We start from the raw sequence: 20088 nt of genomic DNA on the forward strand, positions 1-20088 counted from the left end.
CAGCAGCCGGCCGAGCAGGGCCAGCAGCAGCGCCTGGCCGGCCAGCCCCAGCAGCGCGCCCAGCGCCGAGGCCGCCAGCGCCAGCCACAAGAGCTGCAGGGCGAACAGCCGCACCAGCTCGGCCTGGCGGGCGCCGAAGCAGCGCAGCAGGGCCGCGGTGTCCAGATGGCGCTCCACGTAGCGCCGGGTGGCCATGGCCACCGCCACGCCGGCCAGCAGCACCGCGGCGAGCCCGGCCAGGCTCAGGTAGCGGTCGGCCCGGGACAGCGCGCTGCCGAGGCGCGGCCGGTCGCGACGCACGTCCTGCACCTCCACGCCCTCGCCGCGCAGCCGCTCGAGCCGAGGAGTGATCGCCTCCACGGCCTCGGGCGGGCCGGCGGCCAGCAGCTCGTACTCGATGCGCGAGCCGGGCTGGATCAGCCCGGTGGCCTCGAGATCGTCGACGTGCACCATCAGCCGCGGGTTGAAGCTGGAGAAGCCGGCCGAGGGGTCGGCCTCGCGCTCGATCACCCCGCTCACCGCAAGCTCGGTCTGGCCCAGGCGCAGGGTATCGCCGAGCTCGAGCTCGAGCAGCTGCGCCAGGCGCGGGGCGACCCAGGCGCCGCCGCGCTCGGGCCCGCGGGGCAGCGCCTCGGGGCCGTCGCCGCGGTCGACCACGGACTCGCCGTAGTGGGGATAGGCGTCGTCCACCGCCTTCACGCCCACCGGCTGGAAGGCCTCGCCGGCGCTGACCATCGACACCATGTCGACCTGATCGGAGAGCGAGAGGCCGGCGTCCTCGAAGGCGCGGCGCAGCTCGGGATCGAAGGGTCGCGACTGCTCGAGCACCACGTCGCCGCCCAGCAGCTGGCCGGCCTGGCGGGTCAGGCCGCGCTCCAGGCGGTCGAGGAAGAAGCCGATCATGGTGGCGGCGGCCACCGCCAGGGTCAGCGCCAGGAACAGCGCACGCACGTCGCCGGCGCGCAGGTCGCGCCTGAGCCCCTTCCACGACAGGCCGATGGCGTGGCGCATCATGCCTCGGCCTCCTCGCGCGCGATCGCCTCGAGTCGCCCGTCGGCCAGCCTGAGGCAGCGATCGCAGCGCCGCGCCAGGGCCAGATCATGGGTGACCAGCACCAGGGTGGTGCCGGCCTCCCGATTGAGGGCGAACAGGCTGTCGATGATGCGCTCGCCGGTGGCGGGGTCGAGGTTGCCGGTGGGCTCGTCGGCGAACACCAGCTCGGCGCCGGTGACGAAGGCGCGGGCCAGGGCCACGCGCTGCTGCTCGCCGCCGGAGAGCTGCTTGGGCAGGTGGTCGAGGCGCTCGCCGAGCCCCACCCGGCCGAGCCAGTCGCGGGCACGGGCCTCGGCGTCGCCGTCCGGGGCCAGCTCCAGCGGCAGCAGCACGTTCTCCAGCGCGGTCAGGGTCGGCAGCAGCTGGAAGTTCTGGAACACGAAGCCGACCCGCCCGGCGCGGAGCCCGGCGCGGCCGTCCTCGTCGAGCTCGCCGAGGGGCTCGCCGAACAGCTCGAGCTCGCCGCCGCTCGGGGCATCGAGCCCGGCCAGCAGGCCGAGCAGGGTCGACTTGCCCGCCCCGCTCTGGCCGAGGATGGCCAGCGTCTCGCCGGGGAACACCTCGAGGGCAAGATCACTCAGAATGGTCAGCGAGCGTTCGCCGCTCTCCACCCGCTTGGTCAGGTGGGCGGCGCGTAGAATAGGATGAAGGTTTGCTGGCGAGGAGTCGGACATGAGGTCGGTCATGAGAAAGCGCATCCCTGTTGGTCGAGCCCGAGGCGTCCTGACGGCGTGCCTGCTGTGGACGCTGCTGGTGCTGGTGGCCGCCCCGGCGGCGGCCGCCGAGCGCCCGCGGGTGCTGGTGATGGGCGACAGCCTGAGCGCCGCCTACGGCATCGAGCGCGAGGCCGGTTGGGTCAGTTTGCTGGCCCAGCGGCTGGAGGGAAAGGCCCGGGTGATCAACGCCAGCATCAGCGGCGAGACCAGCGGCGGCGGCGCGACGCGGCTGCCGGCGCTGCTCGAGGAGCACACCCCCGACCTGGTGGTGCTGGAACTGGGCGGCAACGACGGCCTGCGCGGCCTGCCGCCCGGCCAGATGCGCGCCAACCTGGCCGGCATGATCGAGCAGAGCCGGGCCGCCGACGCCGAGGTGCTGCTGCTCGGCATCGACATTCCGCCCAACTACGGGCCGGCCTATCGCGACGCCTTCACCGGGGTCTATGACGATCTCGCCGAGCGCTTCGAGGTGGCGCTGGTGCCCTTCCTGCTGGAGGGCGTGGCGCTGGATGAGTCACTGATGCAGGACGACGGCATTCACCCCACGGCGGCCGCCCAGCCTATCGTACTCGACAACGTCTGGCCGGCGCTGGCGCCGCTGCTGGAAGAGGAAGGCGTGGCGCTGGCGGCACGGAGAGACTAGGCATCGTCCGGCGACGCCGGGGCCTTCTGCCACTGCTGCAGGGCCAGTCCGCCGAGGATCAGCACCAGGCCGACCAGGGTCGAGGGCAGGATCGGCTCGCCGACGACCAGGTAGAGCAGCATCAATGAGACCGGCGGCGACAGGAAGATCAGGTTGGAGACCTTGGCGGTGCGCGACACCGTGCCCACCGCCAGCTGCCACAGCACGAAGGCGATGCCCATCTCGAACAGCCCCACGTAGACCCCGGCGGCAAGCCCGTCGAGGCCGTGCCACTGGAGCCCCGGCCCGAACAGCAGCAGCCCGGTCAGCACCGGCACCCCGACGCTGAAGTTCTGCCACTGGGCCACCAGCGGCGGGCGCCGGTCGCGCACGTTAAGCAGCCAGTAGAGCGCCCAGATCAGCGTCGAGACCAGCGCCAGGCCCACGCCCAGCGGGTCGGCGAAGGCCACGTCGAACACCGCGCCGCGGGTGGCGATCACCCACACCCCGGCGTAGGCCACCAGCCCGGACAGCGCATCCATCAGGGTCAGGCGCTGGCCGAGGATCGGCACCGCCAGCAGCGCCATGGCCAGCGCCCAGGTGTAGTTCAGTGCCATCGCCTCCTGCCCCGGCAGGCGGTCATAGGCGGCGAACAGCACCAGGTAGTAGGCCACCGGATTCATCAGCCCCGCCCAGACCGCGGTGCGCCAGCCGCGCTTCAGCGCCTCGCCGAGCAGGCCCCGGCGCACCACCAGCGCGCCGATCAGCGCCCAGGACACCAGCGCCGCGAGCCACATCAGCTCCAGCGGCGTCATCCGCTCCAGCGCCACCTTGAAGGCGGTGGCCACCGTGGACCACAGCGCCACGGCGCCCAGCCCATAGAGCATGGCGCGACGATCCGTTGTCATAAGCTCTCCCTGCCAGGTATCGAGCCGGCGGCCGGCTCAGCGATCGATGTGTCCCAGCTCCCGCGTCGGATCGAGGCGGTCGCGCAAGCGCTGCTTCAGCGTCTTGCTGTCGGGGAAGCCGCCGTCGCGCTTGCGCTCCCACAGGCTCTCGTCGTCGCAGAAGATCTCGAAGTAGCCGCCGTGGGACGGCACCAGGCTGACCTCCTCGAGGTCCTCGCCGAAGGTGGCGAGCAGCTCCTGGGCGTACCAGGCACTGCGCAGCAGCCATTGGCACTGGGTGCAGTAGTGAATGCGAATACGTGACACGATGCCCTTCCTGTCGCAACAATAAGCGCTTCATCCTACCAGCGAGGAGCTCCCATGGCCGCCCCCGAGATCAGCCAGACCCGCCTCTACGAGCGGCTGACCGGCGACGAGGACAGCCGGATGTGCAAGGACATCCCCGACGAGGCCTGCCAGGAGCAGCCGCGCAACTTCTTCCTTCATCTGATGGCATCGCTGGGCAACAAGCTGGCCGACGAGCTGGCCAGCGCCCGGCTGGTGCTGCCCTGGCTGCTCGGCGCCATCGGCGCACCGGTCTGGATGGTCGGGCTGCTGGTGCCGATCCGGGAGGCCGGCGCCCTGCTGCCCCAGGTGTTCGTGGCCGGCTTCATCCGCGGCCGCCCCGAGCGCAAGGGCGTGTGGGTGGCCGGCGCCCTGCTCCAGGCGCTGGCCGCGGCCGCCCTGGCCCTGCTGGCCTTGTTCGGCCAGGGCGGGCTCGGCGGCGCCCTGGTGCTCGCCGTGCTGGTGATGCTGTCGCTGGCCAGGGGCCTGTCGTCGATCGCCACCAAGGACGTGCTGGGAAAGACCATCGCCAAGCGGCGCCGCGGCACCCTGATGGGCTGGAGCGGTAGCCTGGCCGGCGGCGCCACCCTGGCCGCCGGCCTGGTACTGATGATCTTCAGCGACCGCCCCGGCGAGCTCGCCCTGGCCGCGCTGCTGGGGGTGGCCGCCCTGGGCTGGGGCGTGAATGCGCTGTGCGCCGCGCGTATCCACGAGGTGCCCGGGGCCTCGGAAGGCGGCGACAGCATCGCCTCGACGCTGCGCGAGGGCCTGCGGCTGCTGCGTCAGGACCGCACCTTCCGTTACTTCAACCTGTCCCGGGCGCTGCTGCTGTCGAGCGCCCTGGCGCTGCCCTACGTGGCCCTGCTCGGCCAGCGCCAGAGCGGCGCCGAGCTCGGCGACCTGGGCGTGCTGGTGATCGTCTCCGGCCTCGCCGGTATGGTGGCGAGCCCGCTGTGGGGCAAGCGCGCCGACGACTCCAGCCGCCGGGTCATGCGCCTCGCCGCCCTCGGCACCGCCCTGTGCTGCGCGGCCGGCGCGCTGCTGGCCTGGCTGCCGCTGTCCTGGACCGCCAGCGTCTGGCCCTATGCCGGGCTCTACGCGCTGCTGGTGATCGTCCACGCCGGGGCGCGGCTGGGGCGCAAGACCTACGTCGTCGACCTGGCCGGCGCCGAGGATCGCGCCCTCTACGTGGCGCTCTCCAACACCCTGACCGGCGTGCTGATGCTGATCGTCGGCGCCCTCGCCGGGGCGCTGGCCCAGTGGCTGGGCAGCGGCGCCCTGCTGCTGGCGCTGGCCGCCACGGCGCTGGCCGCCGCGGCCAGTGCCCAGCGCCTGCCGGAGGTCGAATGAGCGCACCCGACGTTGAAATCCGGCCGGCGGCTGGCCATGATATTCCGCAAAAGGGGCATGCAGGCTGCATGCTCCACCAAGACCCCGTGACAGGAACGCCTCGATGAAACGCCCCTCCCTGATCAGCCCGGACCTGCTCGAACGCATGGTCGATGCCTCCGAGGACGGCATCGTCGTCGCCGAGCGGGAAGGCGACGAGAACATCCTGATCTACGTCAACCAGGGCTTCGAGCGCCTGACCGGCTACCGCGCCGACGAGATCCTGTATCGCGACTGCCGCTTCCTGCAGAACGACGATCGCGACCAGGCGGCCCTGGCGGAGATTCGCCAGGCCCTGGCCGAGGGGCGTCCCTGCCGCGAGGTGCTGCGCAACTACCGCAAGGACGGCACCCTGTTCCACAACGAGCTGTCGATCACCCCGGTGTTCGACGAGCAGGACGAGCTGACCTACTTCATCGGCGTGCAGAAGGACGTCACCGCGCGCGTCGAGGCCCAGCAGGAGCTGGCTCGCCTCAAGGAAGAACACGGCCTGTCCTGATCCCACCGACGACGGCCTCCGCCGCCCCGCCGAACGCCGCCTTGCCACGCCCCCGTGCGACACGCCGTGTCGCACGGGGGCTTGCATCGAACCCCGTCCCGTCTTATACAGCCCTCAGGTGCCCGACGACGGCGCCCTGGGGCCTCGCGCAACGCGGGGTGTCGGATCCGTTTCGCCGCCCCGCGCGGCCGGCCATGGGAGGACCTCGCATGCGCCACAACAGCCATCACGAAGCACCCCTTCACGACGACGCCTATGACGACGACCACGACGAGGCCGTCAACGATGACGACTATCGCCGTGCCCGACCGGCCAGCCGCGCCGAGCAGCTGCAGGCCAGGCGCCGCCTGGAGGCGCTGCTGGAGGAGCGTCGCCTGAGGCGCAGCATCGACGACGACTGGGATCTCGACGAGGAGGAGTGAGGGGGCCGGCTGGCCTTTCCGGGGTGCGGGCTCTATCATCGTGGGCCAGCGGAGTCCGCACTCAAAACCTCCAACCCGCACTCCACAACCCGCTTTTCCAACCATTAGTGAGATTCCATGGCGCAATACGTCTACACCATGAATCGGGTGGGCAAGGTCGTTCCGCCCAAGAAACAGATTCTCAAGGACATCTCGCTGTCCTTCTTCCCCGGCGCCAAGATCGGCGTGCTCGGCCTCAACGGCGCGGGCAAGTCGACCCTGCTGCGCATCATGGCCGGCGTCGACACCGAATTCGAGGGTGAGGCCCGCCCGATGTCGGGCATCAACGTCGGCTACCTGCCCCAGGAGCCGGAGCTCGACGACGAGAAGAACGTCCGCGAGACCGTGGAAGAAGCGCTGGGCGCCATCAAGGAAGCCCAGGAGAAACTCGACGGCGTGTATGCCGCCTACGCCGAGCCGGACGCCGACTTCGACGCCCTGGCCGCGGAGCAGGCCCGCCTCGAGAACATCATCGAGGCCGCCGACGCCCACAACCTGGAGCGCAAGCTCGAGGTGGCCGCCGAGGCCCTGCGCCTGCCGCCCTGGGAGGCCCAGGTGGGCCATCTCTCCGGTGGCGAGCGTCGCCGCGTGGCGCTGTGCCGCCTGCTGCTCTCCAGCCCCGACATGCTGCTGCTCGACGAGCCGACCAACCACCTGGACGCCGAGTCCGTGGCCTGGCTCGAGCGCTTCCTGCACGACTACAGCGGCACCGTGGTGGCGATCACCCACGACCGCTACTTCCTCGACAACGTGGCCGGCTGGATCCTCGAGCTCGACCGCGGCGAGGGCATCCCCTTCGAGGGCAACTACTCCCAGTGGCTCGAGGCCAAGGAGCAGCGCCTGGAGCAGGAAGCCAAGCAGGAAGCCTCGCGCCAGAAGGCCATCAAGCACGAGCTCGAGTGGGTGCGCTCCAACGCCAAGGGCCGCCAGGCCAAGAGCAAGGCGCGTCTCAACCGCTTCGAGGAGATGCAGTCCGGCGACTTCCAGCAGCGCAACGAGACCAACGAGATCTACATTCCGCCCGGTCCGCGCCTGGGCGACAAGGTCATCGAGTTCCACGGCGTGTCCAAGGCCTTCGATGACAAGCTGCTGTACGAGAACCTGGACTTCGCGATTCCGCCCGGCGCCATCGTCGGCATCGTCGGCGGCAACGGCGCCGGCAAGTCGACCCTGTTCAAGCTGATCAACGGCACCGAACAGCCGGACACCGGCGAGGTGGTCAAGGGCGAGACCGTCGACATCGCCTACGTCGAGCAGCTGCGCGACGCCCTCGACAACAAGCAGACGGTCTGGGAAGCAGTGTCCGACGGCCAGGACATCCTCAACATCAACGGCTACGAGGTCTCCTCGCGGGCCTACGTCGGCCGCTTCAACTTCAAGGGCAACGACCAGCAGAAGCGCCTGTCGGACCTGTCCGGCGGTGAGCGCGGTCGCCTGCAGCTGGCCCAGACGCTGAAGCAGGGCGCCAACGTGCTGCTGCTCGATGAGCCATCCAACGACCTGGACATCGAGACCCTGCGTGCCCTGGAAGAGGCCCTGCTGGCCTTCCCCGGCTGCGCCCTGGTGATCTCCCACGACCGCTGGTTCCTCGACCGCATCGCCACGCACATCCTCGCCTTCGAGGGCGAGTCGCACGTGGAGTTCTTCGAGGGCAACTACACCGAGTACGAGGCGGATCACAAGAAGCGCGTCGGCGACGAGACCCCGCATCGCATGAAGTACAAAAGGATTGATGCCTAAGCCGACCGCCTAGCGCCGGCAGCGGGACGACAACCCCACGACCTCGAGGTCGTGGGGTTTTTGCGTTGGCCCCGGGGCTGGACAGCGGCGGCCGAAGCCGCCATAAGAAGACAAGGCGGAGCGCGGCGCCGCGAATGCCGTCATCCTGGCCGCGCGAGGATCGGCCATGTCACCGAGGCTTCTGCTGCACCCCGTTCAGCTGTTCCGGCGCTTCGCCAGCAGCATCGCCTACCTGCCGACCCTGGCCGCCGCGAGCTACGGCCTGCTGGGCCTCGCGATCCTGCTCAGCACCACCCTCGACGTCGGCTTTCCCGACGGCCTCGAGGCCTGGATGCCGCCGCTGCCCGACGGCGCCCGCGGGCTCTTGACCGCGCTGCTCGGCGGCATGGTCTCGCTGATGGTGTTCAGCTTCTCCATGGTCATGTCGATCCTGTCCCAGGCCGGCGGCCATTTCTCCCACAAGCTGGTGTTCGGACTGATCGGCGAGCGCCGCCATCAGCGGGTGCTGGGCCACTACCTCGGCACCATCCTGCTGCTGCTCCTGCTGCTGATGGCGCCGGACGACGCCCGGGGCTGGATGGCACCCGCCGTCTATCTGGCCTGCGTCCTGGTCGTGCATTGCCTGGGGCTGTTCGTCTATTTCATCCACAACGCCTCGCAGTCGGTGCAGGTCGACGCCGTGATCCGCGATCTGCACGACGCCACGCTGCGTGCCATGCATCGCCAGCAGGCGCGTCAGCGGGGCGAGCACTGGCGCTTCATGGACGCGCGACCGCTGCCGCGAGCCCCCTGCCACGAGATCCGGATGCACCGGGAGGGCTATGTCCAGGGCGCCGATCTCGCCGCCATGGCGAATCTGGCGGCACGGGCAAACGGCCGGCTGCACCTGAGCTTTCGCTTCGGCGACTACCTGATCGAGGGCGCCCCGCTGGCGGTGCTGGAGGCCGAGGAGGCGCCGGACGCGGCCTGGGAGGCAGCGCTGCAGGAGTGCCTGGTGCGGCTGGACGGCGAGTCGGTGAACGAGCACTACGTGCACGGCATGACGCAGCTGATGGAGGTGGCGCTCAAGGCCCTGTCGCCGGGCATCAACGATCCGGGCACGGCACGGCTGTGCCTGCATCGCCTGACCGATCTGCTGCGCCATCATCTGGCCTGGCAACCGCCCAACGCCCTGCTCGACGCGCAGCAACGGCTGCGGGTGAGCTGGCCGCTGGAGGGCATCGACGGCCTGCTGCATCGGCTGTTCGTGCCGCTGCTGCACTACGGCGGCGACGATCAGAGCGTGCTGCTGGGGCTGCTCAAGGCGCTGAAGGCGCTGTCACTCGAGGCCGACGGCACCCGGCTCACCGCCCTGCAGGCCATGGCCGAGCGCGTCGTGGCGCGGCTCGATAGGGTTTCCCGCCATCCCATGGACCGGGCCTTCGTCGGCGAGCGGCTGACCCGGGGACGGCACCGGCTGGCGCTGCCCCGCGAGTTGCCGTCGATACCGCCGGAGGGCGGTGAGGCTCAGTAGAGCTTCGGCTCGCCCTTGGGGCGGGTCTTGAAGCGCCGATGCAGCCACAGGTACTGCTCGGGATGACGGCGGATGGCGGCCTCGATGACGGCGTTGACCTGGGTGGCATCGGCCACCTCGTCGCCGCTGGGGAAGCCGTCGAGCGCCGGCAGGTACTCCAGGGTATAGGTGCGATCATCGGGATTGCGGTGGAACACCAGCGGCATGACCGGCGCCCCGGTCATGCGGGCGATCTTGGCGGTCAGCTTGATGGTCGCCGCCTCGACGCCGAAGAAGGGGGCGAAGACGCTGGCGTCGCGGCCGAAGTCCTGGTCCGGCGAGTACCAGACGTTGTGGCCGGCCTTGAGCCGGCGCACCACGCCGCGCAGGTCGTGGCGGTCGATGGCGCGACCGAAGATCCGCGAGCGGGCGCGGGTCATGAAGCGCTCGAACAGCGGGTTGTCGTGGGGCCGATAGACCACGTCCGCGGGGAAGAACAGCGAATGCAGGGCCCCGCCCATGTCCAGGGTCGAGAAGTGGATGCCGATGATCAGCACGCCCTTGCCCTGGGCCTGGGCGCGCGCCATGTGCTCCTGGCCCTTGAAGGTCACGCGGTGGCGCAGGTGCTCGGGATCGCGGCACCAGCCGGTGGCCGTCTCCAGGATGCCGATGCCGTTGGCGATGAAGGCCTCGCGCACCAGCCGGGCGCGCTGTTCCTCGTCCAGCTCGGGGAAGCACAGCCGGATGTTGGTCTCGGTGATGTGTCGCCGCCGCCCGGCGAAGCGCCAGGCGGCCAGGCCGATGGCCCGGCCGATCCACAGCTTGAGCCGCCACGGCAGCCAGGCGGCGACGCGCATGGCACCGATGGACAGCCAGGTCGGCCAGTAGCGGGGATGGGCGAAGGAAGTCGGTGTCTCGGTCTCGTCCTTGGACATGGGGCGCTCTTGCTCGGGTTCAGCCCCCATGATAGCGCCTCGGCACCCGGGGCAGCACCCCGGTGAGCAGCGTATAGCTGATGGTGTCGCAGTGGCGGGCCACCTCGTCCACGGACAGCACCTCGCCGTTCGACGCCCGCCCCCACAGCACCACCTCGCTGCCGATATCGGCCTCGGGCAGCGCGGTCAGGTCGACGATCAGCATGTCCATGGAGACCTTGCCGGCGATGGCGGCGCGCTGCCCGTCGACCAGCACCGGCGTGCCGTCCACGGCGTGGCGATCGTAGCCGTCGCCGTAGCCGCAGGCCACGACCCCGATGCGCGAGGGCCGAGACGCCGTCCAGCGGCCGCCGTAGCCCACCGGCTCGCCCGCCTCCAGCTCGCGCACGGCGATGATCTCGGAGCGCAGCGTCATCACCGCCTCGAGCCGCCGGCTGGCCTCGGTGGGCGCCTCCAGCGGATCGCTGCCGTAGAGCATCACGCCGGGGCGATTCCAGGCGCCGTGGACCTCGGGGCGCGCCAGGGTCGCCGGGGAATTGGCCAGGCAGGTGGGCGCGCCGAGCCGCTCGGCCAGGGCGGCCAGCAGCGCCGACTGGCGGCGGAAGTAGGCGGTATCGACGGCGTCGGCGGTGGCGAAGTGGCTCATCAGGTGCAGGTCGGTGACGCACGCCGGCGCCTCGCTGAGCCGCCGCCAGGCCGCCTCGGCCCGCTCGGGGGTGAAGCCCAGCCGGTGCATGCCGGAGTCCACCTTCAGCCACACCGGAATCGGCCGCGCCGGGCGATGCGCCAGCAGCGCGTCCAGCTGCCACTCGCTGTGCACCGCCACCCACAGGCCCAGGGCCTCGACGCGTTCGAGCTCGCCGGCCTCGAAGATGCCCTCCAGCAGCACCACCGGCGCCGTGATGCCGGCCTCGCGCAGGGTCTCGGCTTCCTCGATGCAGGCCACGGCGAAGGCCGGCGCCAGCCCTTCCAGGGCCCGCGCGCAGGCCACCGCCCCGTGGCCGTAGGCATCGGCCTTGAGCACCGCCACGGCCTGGCTGTGGGGCGCCAGCTCGCGGGCCAGGCGGTAGTTGTGGCGCAGGGCGTCCAGGTCGATGTCGGCGCGCAGCGGTCGGGCCATGCGGGGAGTCTCCGGAAGGGGCAAAACCCCCATTATTTTGCAAACCAGCGCCATTTTCACGGCCCTGACGACTAAAATATTTTTATCCCACCATATTTATTACTGCTTTTTCATATGGAGGCAGGCTTTTCAACCAGGCAGGTGATAAAAAGCAGAAAGCCAGGGCAGGGCCCTGGCTTTCGCTGGAGAATCATCGCTTCAGGAAGGCAGCGTCACTCGAATATCGCGTCGAGATCGAGCCCCTGCTTGTCGAGCATGCGGCGCAGCTTCTTCAACGCCTCGACCTGGATCTGGCGGACCCGCTCGCGGGTCAGGCCGATCTCCTCGCCGACCTGCTCGAGGGTCGAGGCCTCGTGACCGCGCAGGCCGAAGCGGCGCACCACCACCTCACACTGCTTGTCGGTGAGCTCGGCCAGCCAGTCGTCGACGTGCTGCTTGACGTCGCCGTCCACCAGGGTCGATTCCGGCCCCAGCTCGTTGTCGTCGGTCAGGGTCTCGATCAGCGGCTTGTCGCTCTCCGCCCCCACGGGGTAGTCGACCGAGGAGACCCGCTCGTTGAGCCCCATCATCTTCTTGACGGTTTCCACCGGCTTGTCGAGATGCTCGGCGATCTCCTCGGCGGTGGCCTCGTGGTCGAGCTTCTGGGTCAGCTCGCGGGCCGCCCGCAGGTAGATGTTGAGCTCCTTGACCACGTGGATCGGCAGGCGAATCGTGCGGGTCTGATTCATCAGCGCCCGCTCGATGGTCTGGCGAATCCACCAGGTGGCGTAGGTGGAGAAACGGAAGCCGCGCTCGGGGTCGAACTTCTCGACCGCACGGATCAGTCCCAGGTTGCCCTCCTCGATCAGGTCGAGCAGGGTCAGGCCGCGGTTCAGGTAGCGCCTGGCGATCTTGACCACCAGGCGCAGGTTGGACTCGATCATCCGCGACCGGCCGGCGGGATCGCCCTTGCGGGCGAGGCGGCCGTAGAAGACCTCCTCCTCCGGCGTCAGCAGCGGCGAGAAGCCGATCTCGTTGAGGTAGATCTGGGTGGCATCGAGGCTGTGATGATAGTGGCGGTCCTCACGGCTCAGCGCCTTCTCGAAGGCCGCGTCCGCATCTTCGGGCGCGGCGGTCTCGAGCTCGACCTCCTGCTCACCGGCTTCTTCGGCCGATTCCATGTCCACCTCGTTCAGGTCCCGTTCAAGCATGCTCATCGATTGTTACCCCATGGTTGTATCGAGCACCGTGTCATGCTCGAAACGATCGATGTCAGAGGTTGTCATTGTATGGTGTTGCTTTGCTGACTCGAGCGGCTTGCCGACCCTTTCCTTCAACGCTTGAGCTCAACGCTTCGGCAGATACTCCAGCGGATCCTGAGGCTGGCCGTCCTTGCGCACCTCGAAGTGCAGCCTGACATCCTCGGCGTCGCTGTCGCCCATGGTGGCGATCACCTCGCCGGTCTCGACAACGTCGTTTTCCTTCACCCTCAGGCTGTCGTTGTGGGCGTAGGCACTCAGGAATTCATCGTTGTGCTTGAGCAGGATCAGGTTGCCGTACCCGCGTACGCCGCTGCCCGCGTAGACCACGATGCCCGGCCCGGCCGCCTTGACAGGTTGCCCCTTTTGTCCGTCGATATCAATGCCGGCGGTGATGGTGCCACCCTCGCCGAATGTCCCGATCACATCACCGCTGGCGGGCCACTGCCAGGGCACGTCATCCACCGGCGTATAGCTGCGTGACTCGCGGGATTCGGCCTCCGGTTCGCCGGCCACCCGGGTGCCGGCATCGGCCTGCGGCTGGGCGTCGGACTCGCTCTCGGCAGCCTGTCCCGACCCGGCGTCGGAAGCCGTCTGGGCCGCGGCCTCGCCTTCCGTCCCCGCCTGCTCGCGCTCCTCGCGGCTGCGGCGCTCGGCCTGGTCGCTCTCGCTCACGGGTGCCGTCGGCGCCCGGGCTCTCGGGATCGTAGACCGGCCCAGGCCCCTGGGCGCCCTCGCCGTCGCTCGCCTGGCCGCCGTCGGAGGCGGCCTCGGCCTGCGCCTCGTCGCCGCTGCGCTCGCTGCCGCCGTCGGGCAGCAGCCAGTCCAGCGACCCGTCATCCTGGCTCGCGCCGCCGAGCCCGGTCGCCACGGCGCCGCCGGCCGCCCCGGCGCTCACCGCCGAGCCGGCGTCGCCGCCGCGACCATCGGAGCCGGAGCCGGCACCGCCGCCCAGCGTCAGCTGCTGGCCCGGCTGGATGTTGTAGGGCGGCTCGATGCGATTGAGCCGCGCCAGGTCGCGGTAGTCCATGTCGTGGCGCCAGGCGATGCCGTAGAGGGTATCGCCGGCCTCGACGGTGTAGCTGGCCGGGCGCTCGGCCGAGCGGCTGGACGACAGGTCCTGGACCTGCACCGGCGACGGGGCCTCCTGGGAGGCGGCGCAGCCCGCCAGGGTCAGGGCCAGCCCTGAAATCAGCAAAACCTTATGCATCGGAACCTTCCTCCTTGTCCTCGTGTCGGCCGCCCAGGGCAGCGCTCTGGTCGCCATTCTGGGTCCTGCCGATGCTCCACACCAGGGCAGCACCGGCCAGCATCAGCGCCACCACCGCCGCCAGATGGGCGGGATCGCCGGTGACCTCGGTGAACGCCGACGGCGTCAGATAGCGGTAGTCCAGGGGGATCATCTGGCCGTCCGGCCCGAGCTGGTAGCTCACCAGCTCGCGCCAGGGCCACAGCACCGGCAGCGAGCCGAGGATGAACCCCACCAGCAGCTGCAGGGTGGCGGTGTGAAAGCGCACCAGCAACCAGCACAGCAGCCGCGAGAAGGCGAACAGCCCGATCAGGCAGCCGCCACCGAACAGCAGGATCGCCCCCAGGTCGAAATCGCGGATCGCATCCATCACCTTGCCATAGAGGCCCATGGTCAGCAGCAGGAAACTGCCCGAGACCCCGGGCAGCAGCATGGCGCTGATGGCGATGGCGCCGCCGGCCACCAGCATCAGCTCGGGGCTGCCCAGCCGCCCGATCAGCGGCATCAGCGCCGGCAGCAGCTGGGCCAGCAGCAGCCCGATGGCCAGCGGCAGCAGGTGCCAGAATCGCCAGTCGGCGGGATGCCGGCCGACCACCAGCGCGGAGGCCGCCACCAGGCCGAAGAAGAAGCCGTTGAGCGGCAGCGGATGATCCTCCATCAGCCACACCACCAGGTGGGCGACGCTGATCAGGCTGGCCACGATGCCGGCCATCAGCGGCAGCAGGAAACCGAGATTGAGATGAGTGACCAGCCCGGCCATGCCGCCCCGGCGCCAGGCGCCGACGGCGCTGGGCCCGAAGCGACGCACGGTCAGCAGCAGCTCCTCGTAGATGCCGGTGATGAAGGCGATGGTGCCGCCGGAGACGCCGGGCACCGCATCGGCGGCTCCCATGCCGGCGCCCCGCAGCAAGAGGCCTAGTTGACGCTTCAAGAACTTACTCCCTGAGAAAACACTGATGTATGACTACGCCTCCGGGCGCCCCATGGCATAGATCAGCGCTTTCGCCGTTGCGGCGCCCTCCCTGGCACCGTTTTCCAGGACCGCCTAACGGATCACGCCCTCCAGCAGCGGCACGAAGCGCACCGGTTCCAGGCGCTCCTTCTCGAACCGGTCGCCCTGGCGGCGCACCCGCACCAGCCACTGGCGCCCGTCGCGCTCGGCCAGCGGCGCGATCATCACCCCGCCGTCGGCCAGCTGGGCCAGCAGCGGCTCGGGCAGCGAGCCGGCACAGGCGGTCAGCAGGATGACCTCGAAGGGCGCGGCCTCGGGCCAGCCGTGGCCGCCGTCGGCCAGGCGCAGGTGCGCGTTGTGCACGCCCAGCAGCCGCAGCCGCTCGCCGGCGCGACGATGCAGGGCATTGATCCGCTCCACCGACCAGAGTTCCGCCACCTGCCGCGCCAGCACCAGGGTCTGGTAGCCGGAGCCGGTGCCGATCTCCAGCACCCGCTCGGGCGCCTCCTCGCGCACCAGCTCGGTCATGCGCGCCACGATCCACGGCTGCGACAGCGTCTGGCCGTGGCCGATGGGCAGCGAGGTGTCCTCGTAGGCGCGATGGGACAGCGCCTCGTCGAGGAACAGGTGGCGCGGCTCCTCGGCCATGGTCTCCAGCACCCGACGGTCGGCGATGCCCTGCCGGGCCAGACGCTCGACCATGCGGTCGCGGGTACGCTGGGAGGTCATGCCGACGCCCTTCACCAGCTCCGGTCGCAGCCGGCGGCGGGAATCAGGTGAGTGCATCCAGCCATTCCTGAACGTCGTCGCGCGCCGCATGCCGGGTCAGGTCCAGCTGCAGCGGCGTGATGGACACGAAGCCGGCCTCCACGGCGGCGAAATCGGTATCTTCCCCGTCGTCGGCGCTCTCGCCCGCGGCGGCGATCCAGTAGCGCTTGCGCCCGCGCGGGTCGAGCACCTCCAGCGGCTCGGCGGCCGGCCCCCGGTAGCCCTGGCGCGTCACCTTGAGGCCGCGGATCTCCTCCCAGGGCAGGTCCGGCACGTTGACGTTGAGCAGGCTGCGCGGCGGCAGCGAGAGCCGGTCGGCGGCGCCGACCAGGCTCGCCGCCACCCGGCCGGCGGTCTCGAAGTAGCGATGGCCGACCAGCGACATGGCGATCGCCGACATGCCCAGGTTGCGGCCCTCCATGGCGGCGGCCACGGTGCCCGAATAGAGCACGTCGTCGCCCAGGTTGCCGCCGTGGTTGATGCCCGAGATCACCAGGTCCGGACGCTCCTCCCAGACCCCGTTGACGCCCAGGTAGACGCAGTCCGCCGGGGTGCCGTCGACGCTGTAGAAGCCGTTGTCGAGGGTCGACAGCGCCAGCGGGCGGGTCAGGGTCAGGGAATTGCTGGCACCGCTCTTGTCGCGGTCGGGGGCCACCACGCGCAGCCGCGCGTGGGGGGCCAGGGCGTCATGCAGGGCGCGCAGGCCCGGGGCATGCACCCCGTCATCATTGGACAGCAGCAGTCGACGCATCCGCGGCTCCTTGCTCGGGCCCCGGCCGGGGCGTGTGGTAACTCAGGGTCGGGTGGGCGATCAGCTCGCGCAGCACGGCGGTGGCGAAGGCGCCGCGGGGCAGCGTGAAGGAGAACCAGGCCTCGCCCTCGCCGGGCGCCAGCCGCGGTGCGGCCAGGCGCAGGCGCAGCGGCCGGCGGGCGGTCTTCACCCCGGCGCGCACCAGGCCGTCGCACAGCGCGGGATGCGCCTCGGCCAGCGCCAGCTCGCGCGACTGGGCCTCGCCCTGGGCCACCGAGCGGCCCTGCCCCCAGAGCACGCCGCTCGGGTGCAGGTCGAGCCGCTCGGCGCGCTCGAGCAGCGAGTCGTCGACCGTCTCGGCCACGAACTGGCTCGACGTGCCGTCGAGGATCACCGCCTCGCCCGGCAGCGGCGTCGCCCAGCTGCCCTCGGCGATGCGCGCGGCCAGCAGCTCGTTGAACAGGTAGCTGCGCGCCGCGGAGAGCAGCATGCCCTCGCGGTCGTCGCGCTTGCGCCAGCCCCGGGCCAGCACGCTGGCCGCGCGATGGAGATTGCGCCCGTCGGGGCCGAAGCGCTGCGGTCCGAAGTAGTTGGCGGCGCCGTGGTGGCACAGCCAGGCCCAGCGCTCTTCGAGATGCGGGTCCTCCAGCGCCTCGCCGGTGACGCGCAGCCGGAAGCGGTTGGCGGCGTGCACGCCGCGCTTGAGCTTGCGCGGATGGCGGGTCGCCTCGAGCAGCGTCAGCGGCAGGTCGGCGAGCCGCGCCCCGAGATCGTCCGGCGCCTCGCGGCCGGGCAGGTGCACCGAGAACCACTGGCGCGTCACCGCGTGACGATCCTTCATGCCGGCGTAGCCGACGTCGCGCTGGGTGACCTCGCAGGCCCTGGCCAGGCGGCGGGCGACCATCGCGGTGGTCAGGTCGCGCTTCTCGATCCACAGCCACAGGTGCTCGCCCTGCCCCTCCGGTTCGAAGCCGAGCTGCTCCTCGACCCGGAAGTCCTCCGGCGTGGCGCGGTAGCCGCCGGGGCGCGGCGCGCCGAAGCGCGCGTCCAGCACCCGCGGCCAGCTCGGCGGCCAGGCGATCGGGGCCTGCGGCCGATCGGACGTCGCCTCAGACATCGTCGCGCTCCTGCATCAGCAGCACCACCGCCTCGGCGGCGATGCCCTCGCCGCGGCCGGTGAAGCCCAGCCGCTCGGTGGTGGTCGCCTTGACGTTGACCGCCCCGCGCGCCACCGCCAGGTCGGCGGCGATGGCCTCGGCCATGGCCTCGACATGGGGCGAGAGCTTCGGCGCCTGGGCCATCACCGTGGCGTCCAGGTTGCCGACCCGGTAGCCCGCCGCATGCACCTGCGCCACCACCCGACGCAGCAGCTCGCGGCTGTCGGCGCCGGCCCAGGCCGGATCGGTGTCGGGGAAGTGGCGGCCGATGTCGCCCAGCGCGCAGGCGCCGAGCAGGGCATCGCAGATCGCATGCAGCAGCACGTCGCCGTCGGAGTGGGCGACGAAGCCGCGGTCGAAGGGAATGGCGACGCCGCCGATCCGCAGGTGGTCGCCCTCGCCGAAGCGGTGGACGTCGAAGCCGTGGCCGATTCGCATCATGCGGTGTCGTTCCTGTCGGCGGAGGGATCGGGCGCTTCCTGGGCGGCGAGGATCGCCTCGGCCAGCGCCAGATCCTCCGGATGAGTGATCTTGAGATTGTCGCGGCGCCCGCTGACCAGGCGCGGCGAGAGGCCCAGCGCTTCCACCGCCGAGGCCTCGTCGGTGACGGCGACGCCGCGATCGGCGGCCTCCTGCAAGGCCCGGCGCAGCAGCCCGTAGCCGAAGCCCTGGGGCGTCAGGGCGTGCCACAGGCCGTCCCGGGGCTCGGTGCCGCCGACCCGGCCGTCGCCGTCGTCGCGCTTCATGGTGTCGGCCACCGGCGCGGCCAGCAGCCCGCCCACGGCGTCCTCGGCCACCGCGGCCGCCAGCCGGCGCAGGTCGTCGACCCGCACGCAGGGCCGGGCCACGTCGTGCACCAGCACCGGGTCGGCCGCGCCGGCCTCGTCGGCGATGGCGGCCAGGGCGTGGGTCACCGAGTCGACGCGCTCGGCGCCGCCGGGCACCCGCCGCCAGTCGGCGAAGGGCATCTCGGCCGGGTCGAAGCGTTCGTCGTCGGGGTCCAGGCACAGGCACAGCCGCGCCTCGGGGAAGGCCTCGTGGAGCCGCGCCAGGGTGCGGGCCAGCACCGTGCGCCCGGCCAGCGGCAGATACTGCTTGGGCAGCGCGGCGCCCATGCGTCGGCCGCGGCCCGCGGCGGGCACCACCAGCCAGAGTCGCTCGCTCATCGTGCCGTCCCTTCGCCGTTCTCGCCGGCATCGGGCACCCAGAAGAACTGCTCGTCGCGGCGCACCATGCCGATGTCGCTGCGCGCCCGCTCCTCGATGGCGTCGAGGCCGTTCTTGAGGTCCACCACCTCGGCGGCGAGGCGCTCGTTGCGCGCCCGCAGCGGCGCATTCTCGGCCTCCAGGCGGTCCACTCGCTGGCGCACCTCGGCCAGCTCGCGCAGTCCGCCCTCGCCGAGCCACAGGCGATACTGCAACAGCGCCTGGAGGGCGATGAGCACGATGGCCAGCCACTTGAGCATGAAGAGGGTCCGTCACCAGGGAATTCGAGGGCGTAGTATGCCATCTTCCCCGGGTCGCCTCATCCATCAAAGCCCCGGCACCCGACCCGCGTCAGCCGCCATCGTCGAGACGGAACGGCAGCGCCCGCTCGGCGGCCGCGACGTAGGCCGCCACGTGCTCGGCCTCCTCGGCGCAGAAGCGCCCCACCCCGGCGCGCAGCCGCGGATCGGCGACATGGTGCAGCGAGGTCAGCCGCCGCGGCGCGAAGCCACGGGCCAGCTTGTGCTCGCCCTGGGTGCCGGGGTCGAAGCGGGTCAGGCCTCGGGCCAGGCAGTGCTCGAGGCCCTGGTAGTAGCAGGCCTCGAAGTGCAGGCCGTCGGCCTCGATCTCGCTGCCCCAGTAGCGGCCGTAGAGCGTGCGGCTCCCCTGCAGGCACAGCGCCGCGGCCACCGGCCGCCCCTCGAGGCGCGCCTGGACCAGCACCAATGCCTCGGGCAGGTCGCGGCGCAGCCGGGTGAAGAAGTCGCGGTTGAGATAGCCCCGCTGGCCGCGCTCGAGATAGGTGATCTGGTAGCAGCGATAGAAGTGCGCCAGGTCGGCCTCGCCGATCGCCTCGCCCTCCAGCCGCTGCAGGGTCAGCCCCTGCTCGGCGACCCGGCGCCGCTCGCGGCGAATGGCCTTGCGCCGCTTGGAGGTCAGCGCGGCGAGGAAGCCGTCGAAGTCGCCGTAGCCCCGATCCTGCCACTGGAACTGCACCCCGGCCCGGGCGATCAGCTCGGGCCGCGCCTCGCGCCAGGCGGCGACCTCGTCTTCCTCGGCGAACAGCAGGTGCCAGCTCGACAGCGTCGAGCCCTCCCAGCGCTCGGCCAGCAGCCGACGCGCCTCGCGCGGGTCGACGTCATCGGCCAGCGCCAGCCGCGGCCCGGGCGCCGGGGTGAAGGGAATGGCGCTGAGCCCCTTGGGATAGTAGCGCCCGCCGGCCCGCTCCCAGGCGTCGGCCCAGGCCCAGTCGAAGACGTACTCGCCGTAGGAATGATGCTTGTGGTAGTGCGGCAGCAGCCCGACCAGCGCCTCGTCGCGCCACAGCGTCAGGTGGCGCGGCGTCCAGCCGCTCTCCTCGCTCGCCGCCCCGCTGGCCTCCAGGGCATGCAGGAACTCGTGGCGCAGGAACGGATGATCGTCGCCCACCAGGGCGTTCCAGGCCGCGGCCGGCACGGCGGCCACGGCGGACTGTTCGACGACACGCAATAGACTCATGAACTCTCCCGA

General features: G+C 70.9%; 23 protein-coding genes. 6 read left to right on the forward strand and 17 right to left on the reverse strand.

Annotated features, from left to right (window positions below):
• On the reverse strand, nucleotides 1-1011 hold a 1011-nt coding region (locus UYS_RS0215745), incomplete at its 3' end, for an ABC transporter permease (protein WP_040478738.1).
• A complete protein-coding gene (locus UYS_RS0215750; protein WP_040478740.1) occupies nucleotides 1011-1727 on the reverse strand; it encodes an ABC transporter ATP-binding protein in 717 nt (238 codons plus the stop codon). The genes UYS_RS0215750 and UYS_RS0215745, both read right to left, overlap by 1 nt.
• A gap of 10 nt (nucleotides 1728-1737) precedes the next feature.
• Between UYS_RS0215750 and UYS_RS0215755 the strand changes: the two genes are divergently transcribed.
• Nucleotides 1738-2412: an arylesterase gene (locus tag UYS_RS0215755; protein WP_026068615.1), complete on the forward strand. Its 675-nt coding sequence runs from the start codon at nucleotides 1738-1740 to the stop codon at nucleotides 2410-2412.
• Here UYS_RS0215755 and UYS_RS0215760 read toward each other — a convergent pair.
• Entirely contained in the window at nucleotides 2409-3299 is an 891-nt protein-coding gene (locus tag UYS_RS0215760; protein ID WP_040478735.1) for a DMT family transporter, read from the reverse strand. The genes UYS_RS0215755 and UYS_RS0215760 overlap by 4 nt on opposite strands.
• A 36-nt stretch (nucleotides 3300-3335) precedes the next feature.
• Nucleotides 3336-3605 carry an Rdx family protein gene (locus UYS_RS0215765; RefSeq protein ID WP_016856485.1) on the reverse strand — a complete coding sequence of 90 codons (270 nt, stop codon included), beginning with the start codon at nucleotides 3603-3605 and terminating at the stop codon, nucleotides 3336-3338.
• A 54-nt stretch (nucleotides 3606-3659) separates the two neighbouring features.
• Here UYS_RS0215765 and UYS_RS0215770 point away from each other — a divergent pair, with 54 nt between their 5' ends.
• From UYS_RS0215770 to UYS_RS0215790, 5 genes are all read left to right on the forward strand, one after another.
• On the forward strand, nucleotides 3660-4973 hold the full coding sequence (locus tag UYS_RS0215770; RefSeq protein ID WP_016856486.1) for an MFS transporter: 1314 nt from the start codon (nucleotides 3660-3662) through the stop codon (nucleotides 4971-4973).
• A gap of 103 nt (nucleotides 4974-5076) precedes the next feature.
• The gene (locus UYS_RS0215775; protein WP_016856487.1) at nucleotides 5077-5511 is read left to right on the forward strand and encodes a PAS domain S-box protein; all 435 of its coding nucleotides are present in this window, start codon (nucleotides 5077-5079) and stop codon (nucleotides 5509-5511) included.
• A 209-nt stretch (nucleotides 5512-5720) separates the two neighbouring features.
• Nucleotides 5721-5933 (forward strand): PA3496 family putative envelope integrity protein, encoded by a 213-nt coding sequence (locus UYS_RS0215780; RefSeq protein ID WP_016856488.1) that lies wholly within the window; start codon nucleotides 5721-5723, stop codon nucleotides 5931-5933.
• 117 nt (nucleotides 5934-6050) lie between these two features.
• A complete protein-coding gene (ettA, locus tag UYS_RS0215785; protein WP_016856489.1) occupies nucleotides 6051-7712 on the forward strand; it encodes an energy-dependent translational throttle protein EttA in 1662 nt (553 codons plus the stop codon).
• 166 nt (nucleotides 7713-7878) lie between these two features.
• Nucleotides 7879-9225: a DUF2254 domain-containing protein gene (locus UYS_RS0215790; protein ID WP_016856490.1), complete on the forward strand. Its 1347-nt coding sequence runs from the start codon at nucleotides 7879-7881 to the stop codon at nucleotides 9223-9225.
• Here the strand turns inward: UYS_RS0215790 and lpxL are convergent.
• The 13 genes from lpxL to UYS_RS0215850 all read right to left on the reverse strand — a co-directional run bounded on the left by lpxL (nucleotide 9219) and on the right by UYS_RS0215850 (nucleotide 20076).
• Nucleotides 9219-10139, reverse strand: coding sequence for an LpxL/LpxP family Kdo(2)-lipid IV(A) lauroyl/palmitoleoyl acyltransferase (lpxL, locus tag UYS_RS0215795; protein ID WP_016856491.1), 921 nt, complete (start codon nucleotides 10137-10139; stop codon nucleotides 9219-9221). The two genes, UYS_RS0215790 and lpxL, sit on opposite strands and share 7 nt — an antisense overlap.
• Before the next feature lie 19 nt (nucleotides 10140-10158).
• On the reverse strand, nucleotides 10159-11259 hold the full coding sequence (gene alr / locus UYS_RS0215800; protein WP_016856492.1) for an alanine racemase: 1101 nt from the start codon (nucleotides 11257-11259) through the stop codon (nucleotides 10159-10161).
• Between the two features lie 212 nt (nucleotides 11260-11471).
• A complete protein-coding gene (rpoS, locus tag UYS_RS0215805) occupies nucleotides 11472-12455 on the reverse strand; it encodes an RNA polymerase sigma factor RpoS (RefSeq protein WP_026068617.1) in 984 nt (327 codons plus the stop codon).
• Nucleotides 12456-12584: 129 nt separating this feature from the next.
• Nucleotides 12585-12953: a murein hydrolase activator EnvC family protein gene (locus tag UYS_RS18930; protein WP_237738482.1), complete on the reverse strand. Its 369-nt coding sequence runs from the start codon at nucleotides 12951-12953 to the stop codon at nucleotides 12585-12587.
• Nucleotide 12954: 1 nt separating this feature from the next.
• Nucleotides 12955-13707: a LysM peptidoglycan-binding domain-containing protein gene (locus tag UYS_RS17785; RefSeq protein WP_237738483.1), complete on the reverse strand. Its 753-nt coding sequence runs from the start codon at nucleotides 13705-13707 to the stop codon at nucleotides 12955-12957.
• A complete protein-coding gene (locus tag UYS_RS0215815) occupies nucleotides 13700-14677 on the reverse strand; it encodes a DUF368 domain-containing protein (protein ID WP_026068618.1) in 978 nt (325 codons plus the stop codon). The genes UYS_RS17785 and UYS_RS0215815 overlap by 8 nt, the downstream gene beginning before the upstream one ends.
• A 114-nt stretch (nucleotides 14678-14791) precedes the next feature.
• Complete coding sequence (locus tag UYS_RS0215820; RefSeq protein ID WP_016856495.1) at nucleotides 14792-15484, reverse strand: protein-L-isoaspartate(D-aspartate) O-methyltransferase; 693 nt, start codon at nucleotides 15482-15484, stop codon at nucleotides 14792-14794.
• Nucleotides 15471-16217, reverse strand: a complete 747-nt coding sequence (gene surE / locus UYS_RS0215825; RefSeq protein ID WP_016856496.1) for a 5'/3'-nucleotidase SurE — start codon at nucleotides 16215-16217, stop codon at nucleotides 15471-15473. Before surE ends, UYS_RS0215820 begins: the two co-directional genes overlap by 14 nt.
• Nucleotides 16192-17334: a tRNA pseudouridine(13) synthase TruD gene (truD, locus tag UYS_RS0215830; RefSeq protein ID WP_016856497.1), complete on the reverse strand. Its 1143-nt coding sequence runs from the start codon at nucleotides 17332-17334 to the stop codon at nucleotides 16192-16194. The genes surE and truD overlap by 26 nt, the downstream gene beginning before the upstream one ends.
• Nucleotides 17327-17812 carry a 2-C-methyl-D-erythritol 2,4-cyclodiphosphate synthase gene (gene ispF, locus UYS_RS0215835; protein ID WP_026068619.1) on the reverse strand — a complete coding sequence of 162 codons (486 nt, stop codon included), beginning with the start codon at nucleotides 17810-17812 and terminating at the stop codon, nucleotides 17327-17329. The genes truD and ispF overlap by 8 nt, the downstream gene beginning before the upstream one ends.
• Nucleotides 17812-18540, reverse strand: a complete 729-nt coding sequence (gene ispD, locus UYS_RS0215840; protein ID WP_016856499.1) for a 2-C-methyl-D-erythritol 4-phosphate cytidylyltransferase — start codon at nucleotides 18538-18540, stop codon at nucleotides 17812-17814. Before ispD ends, ispF begins: the two co-directional genes overlap by 1 nt.
• Nucleotides 18537-18839 (reverse strand): cell division protein FtsB, encoded by a 303-nt coding sequence (gene ftsB, locus UYS_RS0215845; RefSeq protein WP_016856500.1) that lies wholly within the window; start codon nucleotides 18837-18839, stop codon nucleotides 18537-18539. The genes ispD and ftsB overlap by 4 nt, the downstream gene beginning before the upstream one ends.
• Before the next feature lie 91 nt (nucleotides 18840-18930).
• Nucleotides 18931-20076, reverse strand: a complete 1146-nt coding sequence (locus UYS_RS0215850) for a GNAT family N-acetyltransferase (protein ID WP_026068620.1) — start codon at nucleotides 20074-20076, stop codon at nucleotides 18931-18933.
• Nucleotides 20077-20088: the final 12 nt, after the last annotated feature.

Source organism: Halomonas smyrnensis AAD6, assembly GCF_000265245.1.
GTDB lineage: Bacteria > Pseudomonadota > Gammaproteobacteria > Pseudomonadales > Halomonadaceae > Halomonas > Halomonas smyrnensis.